Genomic DNA, 15,816 nt, shown 5'->3' on the forward strand with positions numbered 1-15,816 from the left:
GGCAGCGTCTGGATTGCTTCGTCGCTTCGCTCCTCGCAATGACGACATGGAGAGAGCGTGCGCTGCCTTCGTAGCCGGATGGAGCGCATCGCAATCCGGGGCCTCTCTCCGCCGTCATTGCGACCGAAGCGAAGCAATCCAGCTGTCTCTGCGGAGGCAATCTGGATTGCCTCGTCGCAAGGGCTCCTCGCAATGACGCTGGTCTTGGGGTGGTGACGCCGCTCCAAACAAACGGAGGCCGCGAGGCCTCCGTTTTCATTCGCTATTCGTTGATATCCGCCGCTTACCCCAGCCGGCCTGCCGCATGCGCGAGCAGGGTGTACACCAGGCCCGTCTCCGAGGTCAGGTGGCCGCGCAGCTCCTGCGGGCCGCGGCCGTCGCGGGCGACTTCGTCGAGCAGGCGCTCGAACTCGGCGACGTAGCGGTCGACCGTACCCTTGAAGTTGCGGTCGGCGCGGTATTTGCGGGCGACCTCGTCGAAGGCCTTCTGGCCGGCGGGCGTGTAGAGGCGCTTGGTGAAGGCCTTGTTCTCGCCGCGCTGATAGCGGTCCCACATCTCGGCGGCGAGGTTGCGGTCCATCAGCCGGCCGATGTCGAGCGACAGCGATTCCAGCGGATTGCCGCTGTTCTGCGGGGCCTGCGGCTGCGGTGCAGGGGCAGCAGCACGGCCACGGGAAGCCTCACGGCCGTTCGGAGCGCCCTGGTTGGCGTCCGTGCGGTTCAGGAGATCCGACAGCCAGCCGTCACGGCCCTGGTCGTTGTTGCCGGGCGCAACCGGCGGCGTCTCGGCGCGGCGCGAGGGCGCGGGCATGCCGATGTCTGGCGGCGGCAGCGTCGAGGCGCTGCCGGTGTCGCGCATGCGGGTCTCGGTCACCCGGCCGCCGACAGACGCCATGATCGGCTCTTCCTGACGCTGGACGGCGACGGAGGCGCGGCCGGTCGTGGTGACGTCGAGGCCGCGGCCGTGCTGGGCAACGATGCGGTTGAGCTCGGCGAGGGCCTCGATCTGGTCCACGATCACCTTGCGCATCTGCGCAGTGCTCTCGGCGGCCTCCTGCGGCATCTCCAGAACGCCGCGGCGCAGCTCGTTGCGGGTGGCTTCGAGCTCGTTGTGCATCTCGAGCGCCATCTGCTTCATGCTGGAGACGAGGTTGGTGAACTTCTCGGTCGACTGCTTGAACATCGCATCCGCCTCGTCCGTGGTCTGGCGGTAGATGTCGTGCATCGCCTCGATGGTCTGGCGGTGCTCCTCCTCGGACGCCGCGCGCACCGCCTCGAACTGGCGGGTGATCGCGGCCGAGCCTGCACCGGCGGTCTCGGCGACGACGCGGGCGATGTCGCGCGCACGCTCTTCGGCGGCGGCCAAGGACTCGTCGAGCAGGCCGGTGAAGCGCGACAGCCGCTGGTCGAGATCGGCCGTGCGCAGGTCGATCGTGGTGACGAGCGATTCCAGCGCCTGCTTGCGCTCGGCGAGCGAGGCGGTGGTGTTCTTGTTGCTCTGCTCCACGACCTGCGCGGCATCGACCAGCGCCTTGCCGTGCTTGTCGAACTGGGTCGACAGCTCGCCGAGATCCTGGAGCGCCTTCGTGGTCTTGCTGTTGAAGACGTTGAGCTGGTCTTCCAGGTTCTGCGTCGCCGCGCCGTTGCGCGAGGTGACATCGTTCATCGCCGAGACGAAGTCGGCAACGCGCGTCACCAGCGCCCGCTCGAGCGAGTTGAGGTTGTCGTGCGCACCGGTCAGCACCTCCTGGAGCAGGATGTTGCCTTCGCGCAGACGCTCGAAGAGGGCGACCGTATCGGTGCGCAGGATCTTGCTGGTCTCCTGCATCTCGGTGACGGCCGCGATGGAGACCTGGCGCGACTGGTCGATCGCGGAACGCGAGGCCTGCTCGAGGTCCTTGAGCGACTTGCCGACCGCGCTCGTGGCGATCTCGCTCGCCGCATTGATGGTGCGGGCGACTTCCGAGCCGTTGCCCATCATGGTCTGCGAGAACGCATGTCCGCGCGTCTCGATCGACTTCAGCGCGTCGGAGGTGACGCGATCGATGTCGAGCGTGAGCTGGCTGGTCTTGGAGCCGATCGCATCGACCAGCGCGCCGCGCTTGGCGTCGATCATGTTCGACAGGCGGTCGGCCTGCTGCTGCACATAGGTGACGATCTCGTCGGTCTTGCCAGTCATGGCCTGGCCGAAGCTGGAGCTGGCGGCGAGCACCGAGCGCTCGATGTCGGCCGAACTCGACTTGACCCGCGAGCTCGCCTCGTTGGAGGCGGAGATCAGCGCATTCTGGGCGTTGAGCGCGCTGCTCTGGATGTCATTGGTCGCGTTCGCGGCCGCCGCGCTCAGGGCGCGCTCGATCTCGGTCGAGATAGTGCGGATCTGGCTCGCGGCATCCGCCGAGGTCGAGGTCAGCGAGGTCTGCGCCTCACGCGCGCTGTTGAGGATGGTCGAGGCGGTGTCGGCGCCGACCGCGGTCAGCGTGCGCTCGATATCCGTGGTCAGCGACTTGATCTGGCTGGCCGCGTCGGTCGAGGCGGAGATCAGCGTGCCCTGGGCCTCGCGCACGCCGCTGGTCAGCGCCTCGATGGTGGCGCCGCCGGCGGTCGCCAGCGCGCGCTGCATCTCGGCCGCGAGCGAACGGACCTGGCCGGTTTGTTCTGCGGAGACAGCAAGAAGGGTGCTCTGGGCGTCGCGGGCGCTGGTGGTGATGGTCTCGGCGGTGGACTGTCCCGCCTGCGAGAGCGAACGATGCACCTCGGCCGCGAGCGACTTGACCTGGCTCGCCGCATCCGAGGACGCCGTGACCAGCGTGCTCTGGGCTTCGCGGGCACCGGTCATGATGGTCTCGGCCGTCGCGGTGCCCGCCATCGAGAGCGAGCGCTGCACGTCAGAGGACAGCGCCTTGATCTGGTTGGCGGTCTCGGTCGAGGCCGCGATCAGCGCGGTCTGCGCATCGCGGGCGCCGGCCGTGATCGATTCCGCCGTCGAGGCGCCGGCCATCGACAGCGAGCGCTGCACGTCGGCGGTGAGCGTCTTGACGTGGTTGGCCGCATCCGAGGACGCGGTGACGAGCGTGGTCTGCACCTCGCGGGCGCCGGCCAGGATCGAGGCTGCGGTGGCAGAACCGGCCGCCGACAGCGTGCGTTCGACGTCGGCCGCGAGCCCCTTGATCTGGCTGGACGCATCGCCCGAGGCCGCAACCAGGGTCGACTGCGCCTCGCGAGCGCTGGAGAGGATCGAGTTGGCGGCACCCGTGCCGACCGCGGTCAGCGCGTGTTCGACCTCGGTTGCGGTCATCTTGAGCTGGGCGTTGACGTCGGAGGAGACCGTCATCAGCGACTGCTGAGCGGTGCGCGCACCGGTCTGGATCGTCTCGCTGGTGTTGACGACGAGGTTGGTGAGCGAGCGCTCGGCGTCCTCGACGTGCGAGCGGATCGCGGTCGAGATCATCTCGGCGCGGGACATCATGTCCTCGCTGGCCCGGCGGCCGCTGCTCTCGATGCGGCCGGCGACGGCCTCGACGCGCGAGCCGAGCAGGTCCTCGAACTGCGCCACGCGCACGTCGATGTCGCTCGCGACCGAGCCGACCTTGGTCTCGATGGCCTGCTGGATGTCCTGGAAGCGCGCCGTGACCGTGTCGGTCAGGTGCGTGCTGCGGCCGTTGATCATCTCGGTGACGCCGGTGATGCGGCGGTCGACCGCCTCGATCGCCTGGGCGGTGCCGTCCGTGAGCGTCGAGGTCAGCAGCGTGAGGCGCGTGTCGATCGACTGCACGGCCTGCGAGGCGCCGTTGGTGACGGCGGTGGTGAGATAGGTGAGGCGGGAGTCGATGGATTCGAGCGCCTGCGTCGCGCCGCCCGTCAGCGTCGTCGTGAGGTGGGTCAGGCGGGAGTCGATGGATTCGAGCGCCTGCGTCGCGCCGCCCGTCAGTGTCGTCGTGAGGTGGGTCAGGCGGGAGTCGATCGACTGGATGCTCTGCGACGCGCCATCGGTCAGCGAGCTCGTGAGCTGGTTGAGGCGCGAATCGATCGTCTCGATGGCGTGCGAGGCGCCGTCGGTGAGCGACAATGTGAGGTGGGTGAGGCGCGAGTCGATCGACTGGATCGCCTGTGCGGCACCGTCGGTGAGCGACGCCGCGAGCGTGTTGAGACGGCCGTCGATGGTCTCGGTCATCGACTTCGCGCGGCTGTCGAACGACTGTTCGAGCGCGGCGACGCGGCCGACGAGCTGGTTGTCGAAGGTCTTGATGTGGCCTTCGATCGTGCCGTCGAGGCCGGCGATCTTGCCGTTCAGCGAGGCATCGAGATGGTTGACGCGTTCGCCGATCGTGGTCTCGAACTGCACCAGCCGCTGATCGAGCAGGGCCGTGATCTCGCCGCCGCTGGAGGTGAAACGGGTGTCGAAATTGTCGACGTAGGTCTTCAGCGACTCGTGGATGTCCTGGGTGCGCTGACCCATGCGCTCGACGATCTCGCCGCCGAAGGTCTTCACGGTGCGGTCGAACTCGGAGATGTGGCGGGTGATCAGCGCGCCCAGCGTGCCGGAGTCGCGGGCGAACTTCTCGACCAGCTCGGTGCCCTGGTTCTTCACCAGCTCGTCGAAGGCGCTCATCTGCAGCGACAGCGAGTCGTGCGCAGTCTCGGTCTGGCTCACGACCTTGGCGACGAGGGTGTTGACGGTGGCGTCGAGCGCCTCGCTCGCCTTGTCGCCGCTCGTCATGATCTGGTTGGCGAGGCGGCTGCCGGCGTCGTCGATCTTGGCGGAGATGTCGTTCGAGCGCAGCTCGAGCTCGAGCAGCAGCGAGTCCGACGAGTTCTTCAGGCTGTCGTGCACCTGCTCGGTGCGCTCGGAGATGCCGTCGACGATCGCGGCGGAGCGCTGCTCGAACTCGCCGGTGATGCGGTCGATGCGCTCGTTCAGCATCTCGTGGACGCGGTCGGCGAGGTCGACGAACTCGTCGTGGACGTGGCCGGTCTTGAAGTTGAGGCTGGTGGTCAGCCGCTCGCTGGCGTCGAGCACGGCGCGCGTGGTCTCGTTGCTGGCTTCCTCGAGGCGGTCGAGCAGGTCGCCGCCGCGCTCGCCGAGCGCCAGGATCATGTTGTCGCCGGCGTTGCTCAAGGCGCTGGTGATGTGGGCGCCGCGCTCTTCGAGCGCGCCGGTGATGGACTTGGCGACCTCGTCGACCCGCGAGGCGATCGCGTCCGAGATCAGCGCGATGTCGTGGCGCAGATCGATCTGCACGCCGGAGATGGCGCTGCGGACCTGCTCGGCCTGGCCGACCAGATTGTCGCGCTGATGCGCGATGTCCTGGAGCAGGGCGCGGATGCGCACTTCGTTGTCGGTATAGGCGCGCTCCAGCGCGGCGACCTCGTTGGCGACCAGCGTCTCGAGCTCGCCGGCGCGCGCAATGGCGCGCTCGATGCCGTCGCCCATCGCCGCGACCTCGCGGCGGATGGCCTGGCCGACGGTGACCACGGAATCGGAGGCCGAGCCTTCGGGCTCGGAGAAGCGGATCGCGACCTGCGCCATCGCCTGCGCGATCATGCGCATTTCCTGGCCGCGCCAGACGAGGCTCGCCAGGAAGTAGAACAGCATGATCGGCGCGAAGAACATCGCGATCAGGCCGGCGATGACGAGGACGCCGCCGCTCTGGCCCATGGCGGCCTGGATCGAGGGCAGGAAGCCGACCGTCAGCGCCGCGCAGGCGGCGAGCCAGACGCCGGCGAAGATGGTGGCGAAGGTGTAGACGCTACGGGCAGGGCGGCCCTTCTGAAGCGCCTGGAGCAACTGGCCGATGGTCTCGCGGTCGTCATTGGCAGCGCGGCGTACAGTGCGCGGCTCCTCGACCGGGTCGAACACGGTCGACCGTTCGTTGGCAGCGGGGTGCGGCTCGAAGCTTGGCTCGTCGAAGGCCGGGGGCGCCGGCGGCGGCACTGAAGGCGCCGTTTCATTGCGCATCGTGGCATTGCGGCTGGCGTCCGCGGCGGTATCGCTGATGTTCAGGGCTTCCTGGATTGCAGAAAGCGCAACTTCTGTGGGGTCTTTGACCTTCTTGGGGGTGTTCGCCATATTCAGTCCGAGCCCTCGTTACTTGTACACGCCCCCCGCGAGCCCTGCGCGCTACGCAAGCCCACCGACCGGATCATGCCGCTTATGCGGATCTCCGAGCCGTCCCCACCCGGACGGCTTGTCCGCCAATTTCCGCAACATCCTATTGGCAGAGCGTCGCGAATGAAATGCCCGCGATTAAGACAATCTTAATCATCGTTAACAGGATCGTGGCGTAACGCCTTAGTAATCAACAGATTTCCCCACGGAACTCGGTCGATTGCGGCAACTTTTTGTCAATAAGCGGGCGGATTTGCGTAAATCGGCGCAAACATTTCGTTAACCATTCTCGTGCTTGGGTGGGGCGTACCGTACCGCCGGACCGGCGGACCATCGCGCGCTGCCGGGGCCAGCATCATGACGCCTGAACTGCAACGGATGGACTGGATGCCCTCGCCCCCGCTTGCGCCCATCGACAGCCCGCTCGATCTCGACCACCTCTCCCGGATGACGCTCGGCGACGCCGAGCTGGAACAGGAAGTGCTCGCGATGTTCGCCGAGCAGGCCGTGCGCCTGCTCGCGGCGATGACGGCGCTGCCGGCCGAGGCCGGCGCGCTCGCGCACAAGCTCAAGGGTTCGGCCCGCGGCGTCGGCGCCTTTGCGGTGGCCAATGCAGCCGCCAGCCTCGAGACGGCGATCCGAACCGGTCACGACCGGCCGCATGCCCTGGCCGCGCTGAAAGAGGCGGTGGCCGAGGTCCGTGCCGCGATCGCGGCGATCCTGAAGCATTAGGCCGGCGTCCCCGCAAATATGGGACCTGCGCACTCGTCGTTTGATCGGCGCGTTTTCTGCGCGCGAGGCGGATCCACGCCGCTCGAAAACGCTATGGCGCCGGGCTAACCGACCCGTTATAGGACAGCCCGGACCCTCCTTCATTCCCAACATCGCGGCAGCACGAGCACACATGGCCAAGATTCACTTTGTCGACCACAAGGGCGAAACCCGCACGGTGGAAATCGAGAACGGCGCGACCGTGATGGAAGCCGCCATCCGCAACAGCATTCCCGGCATCGAAGCCGAATGCGGCGGCGCCTGTGCCTGCGCGACCTGCCATGTCTATGTCGACGAAGCCTGGCGCGAGAAGGTCGGCAGCCCGACGCCCATGGAAGAGGACATGCTCGATTTCGGCTTCGACGTGCGCCCGAACTCGCGCCTGTCCTGCCAGATCAAGGTCTCGGACGACCTCGACGGGCTGGTCGTGGCGACGCCGGAGCGTCAGGCCTGATCGTCCCTCGCTGTTACGAGCTGCTCGGCGGCGCGACCTCGATGCCGCCCTTGTGCCAGGGTCTGAACTTCTCGATCACCTCTTCGGTCAGCGGCGCGGGTCGCCGCGTCGCCTCGTCGAGGAGCACGCCGACGGAGGTCGCGGACGCAATGCACTTCCCGTTCGAAAACACGACCTGCTCGAAGGTCACGGACGTTCGTCCGAGCTTCACGACGCCGAGGCCGAGTTCGATCGTGCCCGGCCAGTGCAGCTCGGCGCGGAAATGCATGTCGAGCCGCACCATGATCCAGGCGAAGCCCGGCGGGGTCAGCCCGTATTCGGGAAGCTTCATCAGCGTGACACGGCCGGTCTCGAAATAGGTGGCGTACACCGCATTGTTGACGTGCTGGTTCGGGTCGAGGTCGCCGAAGCGGACATTGTCACTGAGGCGAAACGGAAAGTCCTCAAGGCGCGGCGTCGTGTCGAGGCGGGCTGGTGCGTTCACCGATTGATCTCCGTCATATCCATCCTCGTTACAGCCCAGTTATTTTGGCCCGGCAAGTGGGCGCGGCGCCGGGGCGATCCCGCTTTTATGCCTTCCCTGTTCCATCCCCGTTGGCTAGACAGGCAGGGTCACCTCTGCCCAACGGGCGCCGTCCAACCGATAACGACCGATAAAGAGACGACATGAGCGACGTGATCAAAACCGATGTGCTGATTATTGGCGCCGGCCCCTGCGGTCTGTTCGCCGCCTTCGAGCTCGGCCTTCTCGACATGAAGGCGCATTTCGTCGACATCCTCGACAAGGTCGGCGGCCAATGCGCCGAGCTGTATCCGGAAAAGCCGATCTACGACATTCCCGGCATTCCGCAGGTCTCCGGGCAGGGGCTCACCGACGCGCTGATGGAGCAGATCAAGCCGTTCCATCCGACCTTCCATCTCGGCGAGATGATCGAGACGGTGGAGAAGATAGGCGACCCCGCGTTTCGCTGCACCACCGACGCCGGCAAGGTGTTCGAATGCAAGGTGGTGGTGATCGCGGCCGGCGGCGGCTCGTTCCAGCCCAAGCGCCCGCCGGTGCCTGGGATCGAGGCTTACGAGGGCACGTCCGTCCACTACGCCGTGCGCAAGATGGAGACGTTCCGCGACAAGAGCGTGCTCATCGTCGGCGGCGGCGATTCCGCGCTCGACTGGACGCTCAACCTGCATCCGCTCGCCAAGCGCATCACGCTTCTGCACCGGCGCGACGAATTTCGCGCAGCCCCCCACAGCGTCGAGCAGATGCGCGCGCTGGTTGCCGGCGGCAAGATGGATCTGCGGCTCGGCCAGGTCACCGCGCTTTCCGGTGCCGACGGCAAGCTCACGGGTGCGACCGTCAAGGGCAACGACAACAGCATCACGGAGGTCGCCTGCGACACCATGCTCCCGTTCTTCGGTCTGACCATGAAGCTCGGTCCGGTCGCGAACTGGGGCATTGCGCTGGAGAACAACCTCGTGCCGGTCGAGACCAGCGCATTCGAGACCAACGTGCCGGGCATCTTCGCCATCGGCGACATCAACACCTATCCCGGCAAGATCAAGCTGATCCTGTGCGGATTCCACGAGGGCGCGCTGATGTCGCAAAAGGCCCATCGTTATGTCTATCCGGAGAAGCGGCTCGTGTTCCAGTACACGACCTCCTCGTCCAGCCTGCAAAAGAAGCTCGGAGTCAACTGACGCGAGAGAGCGGGGCGGATCCCCCATGGTTCTGGTGCTGGAACCATTCGCGAAATCGCCGTAGTGTGCGGCCATTCCGGTCTTGGCTTAGGATAGTCTTGGCTTGACAAAGACTTGGCTTAGCAAGGCAATTGGCTCAGCAAGACGATTGGCTCAGCAAGGTGATGATAATGCGGACTCTCTTTTCCAGCTTTCGGCTGCTGCCCTTCCTCGCGCTCGTGGTGTCGGTCGCTGCGGTGAGCCCGTCTGCGGCGCAGACCGCGGAGCCGACGGCTGCCGGCCTTTGGCAGAAAGTCGAGGACGGCAAGACGGTCGGATGGTTCCTCTTCATCGACCACAGCGGCGTCTTTGAAGGCGTGATCGCCAAGACCTTCCCGCGGCCCGGCGACAATCCGAACGAGGTCTGCAGCAAGTGCACCGACGATCGCAAGAATGCGCCGGTGCTCGGCATCTCCTTCGTTCGCAACATGAAGCGCCAGGGATTGAATTACGAAGGCGGCAACGTGCTCAATCCGCGCGACGGCCAGATCTGGAAGGCCAACATGAAAGTCAGCCCCGATGGCCAGACCCTGACGCTGCGCGGCTATCTCGGCATCGCGCTGCTCGGCAAGGACGAGACCTGGACGCGCCTGCCCGACGCCAACATCGCCCAGGTCGATCCCGCCATCGTCGCGAAATATCTGCCGGCGCAGGCCGCCGCAACCAAGCCGGCCCCCACGCCCGCAGCCAAGAAGGGCGGCGCGATGATGGCGCCGGGGCCTAAGCAGTAGGTTGTTTCGGCATTCTCGCGCCCCGGCCTGACCGGGGGCATCCAGTACGCCGCGCCCTCTTCGTAGCCTTACACTGTCCCTGGAATACTGGATCGCCCGATCAAGTCGGGCGATGAGAGTCGAGTGTGCGGCTCGTCCGTGCCTCGATCTTGCTGCCTACGAGACCATAATAGGCCTGCGATCCCAGGCTCGGGACATAATGCCCCGGCGCCAGATCGGGCCCTGAATCGCCGGAGTGAAGTTCGTGCATTTCCGCCTTGCCCGGAATCGGCGAGACCCGGGCAGTAGTTCTCCGGAATGCGGGCTGGCGCCGGATTTGCATGGCTGTCGCAAAGCTGCTGGGGGAGCGAGTCGCCGTCTCACCGCCTGCCGCCATGTGCGGAAGGCGAACGGCGGCGCCTGTCCCTCGCGGCGCTGACTTCGATCCGCGAGAAGACGCCATGACACTTGCAAGACCGTGTGCGGTGATGCTGCTCGGCCTGACCGCGCTTTTGGCGACATCGGCGCAGGCGCGCGACGACGGGCGCTACGCCAACTCGCCGCTCAAACCCTGGTTCGAGAGCCTGCACAGCGAGTACGGGCAGTGCTGCTCGGATGCCGACGGCTACGTGGTCGCTGATGTCGATTGGGAATCCGACCAAGGCCGCTACCGCGTCCATCTCGACGGCGAATGGGTCGTCGTGCCGGAAGGAGCCGTGATCACCGAGCCGAACAAGATCGGCCGCACCATGGTGTGGAAGCACTATGTCGACGGCCACCCGCGCGTGCGCTGCTTCATGCCGGGCAGCATGACCTGAAAACGCTCGCAGCGCCCGCATCGGGTGCGGGCGCCGCAAGCAATGCGAAGGTTTAGCGCGACTCGCTGTCCGAATTGGCGCTGGCAAGCCGCTTGACGCGCGGCGACAGCACCGAGACCTGCGCAGGCGAGGCGGGCATGCCGGCGACGATCATCGCGGGCGCGGTCGACTGCTCCTCGACGCCGGCGCTGCCGAGCACCTGCACCTGCGTCGACGAGATCGGAAACGACTTCACTTCGTAAGAGGGAAGCTCGCCGGCGAACGCGGCAGCGGAGCTGGCAATCATTGCACTGACAATGGCAATCATCGAGAGAACGCGCATTTGGAAAATCTCCGTGAAAGATGTCAATCGGAGGTTTGGTCGCGATGATGCCGGGGCAGGTTCGCTCGTTTGCGAGGATTCCTGTTACCGTCGGCCCGGATATTGGTTGCTTGGGGCGAGAGGACGAAACGGGGAAGAAGTTTTACGCGCCAATGTTTCCGGATGGTTTCGTGCGGGAAGCCGATGCGCCTCGCTCAGTGCTCCAGCAGTTCGAGCTGCGGAGCTGGCCGCCGCGGCAGTCTCGGGAAACGCGCATCGTCGTGCCGCGGCCGGGCTCGGAGGCGATGACGGGCTCGCCGCCGTTTGCGGCCATGATCTCGCGGACGATCGACAAGCCGAGGCCGGCGCCGTCGGCTGCGCCGTGACGCGTTTCTTCGCGAACCGGTATCCACTTCGCTCGAAAACGCTTTATCTAGGTCTTATCTAGGTCACCGGCGCCGGATTGAACAGCGTCAGGTCGTTGTGGATGCCCCAGCGGTCCGACCAGGGCTTGGTGCGGCCGGAGGCGACGTCGAGGATCAGGCGGAACAGGTCCCAGCCGCATTCCTCGATGGTCTTCTCGCCGGTGGCGATGCTGCCTGAATCGAAGTCGATCAGGTCCTTCCAGCGCCGCGCGAGCTCGCTGCGGGTCGCGACCTTGATCACGGGCGCGGCCGCGAGGCCGTAAGGCGTGCCGCGGCCGGTGGTAAACACCTGCAAGGTCATGCCGGAGGCGAGCTGGAGCGTGCCGCAGATGAAGTCGCTTGCCGGCGTCGCCGCGAAAAGCATGCCCTTCCGCGTCGCCTTCTCGCCGGGCGAGAGCACGCCGGTGATGGCGCTCGAGCCGGACTTGACGATCGAGCCGAGCGACTTCTCGACGATGTTGGCGAGGCCGCCCTTCTTGTTGCCGGGCGTGGTGTTGGCGCTGCGGTCGGCGCCGCCGCGCGCGAGATAGGAATCGTACCAAGCCATCTCGCGCACCAGCGCGCGGCCGACGTCCTCGTTGATGGCGCGCCGGGTGAGGAGCTGGATCGCGTCGCGCACTTCGGTCACTTCCGAGAACATCACGGTGGCGCCGGCGCGGACCAGGAGGTCCGCGGCAAAGCCGACGGCGGGGTTGGCGGTGACGCCGGAGAAGGCGTCGCTGCCGCCGCATTGCAGGCCGATGACGAGATCGGAGGCGGGGCAGGTCTCGCGCTTGCGGGTGTTGAGAATTTTCAGGCGCGCCTCGGCCTGAGTCATGATCGCATCGACGATCGCGCCAAAGCCGTCGAAGGCCTCGTCCTGCATGCGGACGATGGCGTCATTCACGCCTTCGGGCACGAGCCGCTCGGGCGCGAGCTTTTCGCAGCCGAGGCCAACGACGAGAATCTCGCCGCCGAAGTTCGGATTCAGCGCGAGGTTTTGCAGCGTGCGGATCGGCACGACGGCGTCGGGTGCGGTGATGGCGACGCCGCAGCCATAGGCATGCGTCAGCGGCACTACGTCGTCGACATTCGGATATTTCGGCAGCAGCTCGGCGCGGATGCGCTTGACCGCATATTCCATCGTGCCCTTGACGCATTGCACGGAGGAGGAGATGCCGAGGATGTTCTTGGTGCCGACCGAACCGTCCGGATTGCGATAGCCCTCGAAGGTGAAACCTTCGAGCGGCGGCAGCGGTGCGGGGACGGCGGTCGAGATTTCCAGCTTGTCGAGGGCAGGGGCCTCCGGCATGCGGATGCGGGCTTCATCGACCCATTCGCCGGCCAGGATCGGCGAGAGCGCGTAGCCGATGATCTCGCCGTAGCGGATGATCGGTGCGTCTTGCGCGATGTCGACCAGCGCGGTCTTGTGTCCCTGCGGCACGAAGGCGCGCAGCGTCAGGCCGCAGGCAAAGCGGGAGCCGGCGGGAAGCCCGAAATCATTGACCACGATCGCGACATTGTCGCGCTCGTTGAGCTTGATGTAGCGGGGCTGCTCTTTCGCTGCGACGTCCTGGTCCATCTGCGCTTGCCTCAAGAACGGAAGAAGCCGTGTTTTCGTTCACCTCTCCCGGAGGGGAGAGGTGGGCACCTGCGCCGCGGCACGAACATCGCTCGTCAGCCCGGATACGTATAGGCCGTCTTCACGGTGGTGTAGAACTCGCGTGCATAGGAGCCCTGCTCGCGGGCGCCGTAGCTCGAGCCCTTCCGGCCGCCGAACGGCACGTGATAGTCGACGCCGGCGGTCGGCAAATTGACCATCACCATGCCGGACTCGCTGTTGCGCTTGTAGTGCGAGGCGTATTTCAGGCTGGTGGTGCAGATGCCGGAGGCGAGGCCGAACTCCGTGTCGTTGGAGATGGCGAGGGCTTCCTCGTAGTTCTTGGCGCGGATGACCGCGGCGACCGGGCCAAAGATCTCCTCACGCGCGATGCGCATGTTGTTGTTGGCGTCGGTGAACAGCGCGGGCTGCAAATAGTGACCGGGGTTCTCGCGCTTGAGCAGCTCGCCGCCGAAGGCAAGCTTGGCGCCCTCGTCCTGGCCGATCTTGATGTAGCGCAGGTCCTGGTCGAGCTGGCTCTGGTCGACCACGGGGCCGATATGCACGCCGGCCTTGAGCGCGTCGTCGACTGACAGGCCTTTCAGCCGCTCGGCCATCGCCGCGACGAAGCGATCATGGATGCCTTCGGTGACAATCAGGCGGGAGGAGGCGGTGCAGCGCTGGCCGGTCGAGAAATAGGCGCCGTTGACGGCGACCTCGACGGCGGTCTTGAGGTCGGCGTCGTCGAGCACGACCAGCGGATTCTTGCCGCCCATCTCGAGCTGGAACTTCTTCATCGGGTTCGACAGCACGCAGGCCTGCGCGATCTTGCGGCCGGTCTGCACCGAGCCGGTGAAGGAGATCGCCGCGACATCAGGATGGTCGAGCAAGGTCTGGCCGACGACGGAGCCGGAGCCGACGACGAGGTTGAACACGCCAGCGGGAATGCCGGAGCGGGTGATGATTTCGGCGAGCGCATGTCCCGAGCCCGGCACGAGCTCAGCGGGCTTGAACACCACGGTGTTGCCGTAGCAGAGCGCAGGCGCGATCTTCCAGGCGGGGATCGCGATCGGGAAATTCCAGGGCGTGATCATGCCGACGACGCCGACCGGCTCACGGGTCAGCTCGACGTCGAGGCCGGGACGCACCGAGGCGCCCTTCTCGCCGAGCAGGCGCAGCGCTTCGCCGGCGAAGAACGCGAAGATCTGGCCGGCGCGGGCGACCTCGCCGATGCCTTCCGGCAGCGTCTTGCCTTCCTCGCGGGCGAGCAGGCGGCCGAGCTCTTCCTTGCGGGCGAGGATTTCCGTCGAGACCTTGTTCAGCGCGTCGTAGCGCACCTGCGGGGTCGACTGTGCCCAGGCGGGGAAGGCGGCCTTGGCGGCGGCGATCGCCTTCTCGGTCTGCGCCTTGTCGGCCTTGGCGTATTCGCCGACGAGATCGTTGGTGTTGGAGGGGTTGATGTTCTTGGTGACGCCGGAACCGTCGACCCATTCACCGCCAATGAAGTTTTTCAGGATCGCTGTCATCTTTTTCCTCCAGGGGAACGTTTTTAACGCACGAGGCAGGGACGCTTGTCGTCGAAGGTCCAGCCGGGGATCAGGTCCTGCATGGCCATAGCGTCATCCCGGGCGCCGAGTCCATGCTTCTTGTAGAGCTCATGCGCGGCCTCGATGGCGGCGCGGTCGATCTCGATGCCGAGGCCCGGCCTGTCAGGCACGGCGATCTTGCCGCCCCTGATCTGGAGCGGCTCTCTGGTCAGCGCCTGGCCGTCCTGCCAGATCCAGTGGGTGTCGATCGCGGTGACCTTGCCGGGGGCGGCTGCGCCGACATGGGTGAACATGGCGAGCGAGATGTCGAAATGGTTGTTGGAGTGCGAGCCCCAGGTCAGGCCGTTGTCACGGCAGGTCTGGGCCACGCGCACCGAGCCTTGCATGGTCCAGAAATGGGGATCGGCGAGGGGGATGTCCACCGCGCCCAGGCGCAGCGCATGGGAGAGCTGCCGCCAGTCGGTGGCGATCATGTTGGTCGCGGTCGGCAGCCCCGTGGCACGCCGGAACTCGGCCATGATCTCGCGGCCGGAGAAGCCGGCCTCGGCGCCGCAGGGATCCTCGGCATAGGCGAGGATGCCGTGCATGCCCTTGCAGAGGCTGATCGCTTCATCGAGCGACCAGGCGCCGTTCGGGTCCAGCGTGACGCGTGCATTGGGGAAGCGCTTGGCGATCGCGGTGACGGCCTCGATCTCCTGCTCGCCCCGGAGCACGCCGCCCTTGAGCTTGAAGTCAGCGAAGCCGTAATGGTCGTGGGTGGCTTCCGCGAGCCGCACCACGGTCTCGGGCGTCATGGCTTCCTGGTGGCGGAGGTTGAACCATTCCGCCGTGCCGGTCTCGCCCTTGATGTAGTCGAGCTTGCTCTTGCTGATATCGCCGACGAAGAAGAGATAGCCGAGCGTCTCGACGCTCTTGCGCTGCTGGCCTTCGCCGAGCAGGGCGGCGACCGGCAGGCCCAGATGCTGGCCGAGCAGATCGAGCAGCGCGGATTCGATCGCCGTGACCGCGTGGATCATGACGCGAAGATCAAACGTCTGCTTGCCGCGGCCCCCGGCATCGCGGTCGGCGAAGGCGGTGCGGACGTCGGCGAGAATGTTGTTCATCGCGCCCACGGTCTTGCCGATGACGAGATCGCGCGCGTCCTGCAGCGTCTGCCAGATCTTCTGCCCGCCCGGCACCTCGCCGACGCCGGTGTGGCCGGCATTGTCGGTGAGGATGACGACGTTGCGGGTGAAGAACGGCGCATGCGCGCCGCTGAGGTTGAGGAGCATGCTGTCGCGGCCCGCGACCGGGATCACCTGCATCGCTGTGACGACCGGTGCGCCAGAAATCTCGGTCCGGGCCATCGCACAATCCTCCCTGTCGTGTTCG

The 15,816-nt window shown here is 66.3% G+C and carries 12 protein-coding genes; 5 read left to right on the forward strand and 7 right to left on the reverse strand.

Annotated elements, in window-relative coordinates; genetic code table 11:
- Positions 1 to 283: 283 nt before the first annotated feature.
- Positions 284 to 6,067 (reverse strand): negative regulator of septation ring formation, encoded by a 5,784-nt coding sequence (locus tag ACRQ5Q_RS14110; protein WP_439398409.1) that lies wholly within the window; start codon positions 6,065 to 6,067, stop codon positions 284 to 286.
- 396 nt (positions 6,068 to 6,463) lie between these two features.
- Here ACRQ5Q_RS14110 and ACRQ5Q_RS14115 point away from each other — a divergent pair, with 396 nt between their 5' ends.
- A complete protein-coding gene (locus tag ACRQ5Q_RS14115; protein WP_439369307.1) occupies positions 6,464 to 6,838 on the forward strand; it encodes an Hpt domain-containing protein in 375 nt (124 codons plus the stop codon).
- Positions 6,839 to 7,010: 172 nt separating this feature from the next.
- Entirely contained in the window at positions 7,011 to 7,331 is a 321-nt protein-coding gene (locus ACRQ5Q_RS14120) for a 2Fe-2S iron-sulfur cluster-binding protein (RefSeq protein ID WP_018642875.1), read from the forward strand.
- 13 nt (positions 7,332 to 7,344) lie between these two features.
- Here the strand turns inward: ACRQ5Q_RS14120 and ACRQ5Q_RS14125 are convergent, their stop codons facing one another.
- Complete coding sequence (locus ACRQ5Q_RS14125) at positions 7,345 to 7,815, reverse strand: acyl-CoA thioesterase (RefSeq protein ID WP_439398411.1); 471 nt, start codon at positions 7,813 to 7,815, stop codon at positions 7,345 to 7,347.
- Between the two features lie 182 nt (positions 7,816 to 7,997).
- Here ACRQ5Q_RS14125 and ACRQ5Q_RS14130 point away from each other — a divergent pair, with 182 nt between their 5' ends.
- From ACRQ5Q_RS14130 to ACRQ5Q_RS14140, 3 genes are all read left to right on the forward strand, one after another.
- Positions 7,998 to 9,026, forward strand: coding sequence for an NAD(P)/FAD-dependent oxidoreductase (locus ACRQ5Q_RS14130; protein WP_439398413.1), 1,029 nt, complete (start codon positions 7,998 to 8,000; stop codon positions 9,024 to 9,026).
- A 170-nt stretch (positions 9,027 to 9,196) separates the two neighbouring features.
- Positions 9,197 to 9,796, forward strand: a complete 600-nt coding sequence (locus ACRQ5Q_RS14135) for a DUF2147 domain-containing protein (RefSeq protein WP_439398415.1) — start codon at positions 9,197 to 9,199, stop codon at positions 9,794 to 9,796.
- A gap of 440 nt (positions 9,797 to 10,236) precedes the next feature.
- Positions 10,237 to 10,593 (forward strand): hypothetical protein, encoded by a 357-nt coding sequence (locus ACRQ5Q_RS14140; protein ID WP_439369304.1) that lies wholly within the window; start codon positions 10,237 to 10,239, stop codon positions 10,591 to 10,593.
- A 52-nt stretch (positions 10,594 to 10,645) separates the two neighbouring features.
- Here ACRQ5Q_RS14140 and ACRQ5Q_RS14145 read toward each other — a convergent pair whose 3' ends face one another.
- From ACRQ5Q_RS14145 to gudD, 5 genes are all read right to left on the reverse strand, one after another.
- On the reverse strand, positions 10,646 to 10,915 hold the full coding sequence (locus tag ACRQ5Q_RS14145; RefSeq protein WP_439369302.1) for a hypothetical protein: 270 nt from the start codon (positions 10,913 to 10,915) through the stop codon (positions 10,646 to 10,648).
- A 142-nt stretch (positions 10,916 to 11,057) separates the two neighbouring features.
- Positions 11,058 to 11,228 carry a hypothetical protein gene (locus ACRQ5Q_RS14150; protein WP_439375646.1) on the reverse strand — a complete coding sequence of 57 codons (171 nt, stop codon included), beginning with the start codon at positions 11,226 to 11,228 and terminating at the stop codon, positions 11,058 to 11,060.
- A gap of 110 nt (positions 11,229 to 11,338) precedes the next feature.
- Positions 11,339 to 12,880, reverse strand: coding sequence for a galactarate dehydratase (gene garD, locus ACRQ5Q_RS14155; RefSeq protein ID WP_439369301.1), 1,542 nt, complete (start codon positions 12,878 to 12,880; stop codon positions 11,339 to 11,341).
- Between the two features lie 95 nt (positions 12,881 to 12,975).
- Positions 12,976 to 14,424 (reverse strand): aldehyde dehydrogenase family protein, encoded by a 1,449-nt coding sequence (locus ACRQ5Q_RS14160; RefSeq protein WP_439369300.1) that lies wholly within the window; start codon positions 14,422 to 14,424, stop codon positions 12,976 to 12,978.
- A gap of 23 nt (positions 14,425 to 14,447) precedes the next feature.
- Positions 14,448 to 15,791, reverse strand: coding sequence for a glucarate dehydratase (gudD, locus tag ACRQ5Q_RS14165; RefSeq protein WP_439398417.1), 1,344 nt, complete (start codon positions 15,789 to 15,791; stop codon positions 14,448 to 14,450).
- Positions 15,792 to 15,816: the final 25 nt, after the last annotated feature.

This window comes from Bradyrhizobium sp. PMVTL-01, assembly GCF_051861855.1.
GTDB lineage: Bacteria > Pseudomonadota > Alphaproteobacteria > Rhizobiales > Xanthobacteraceae > Bradyrhizobium.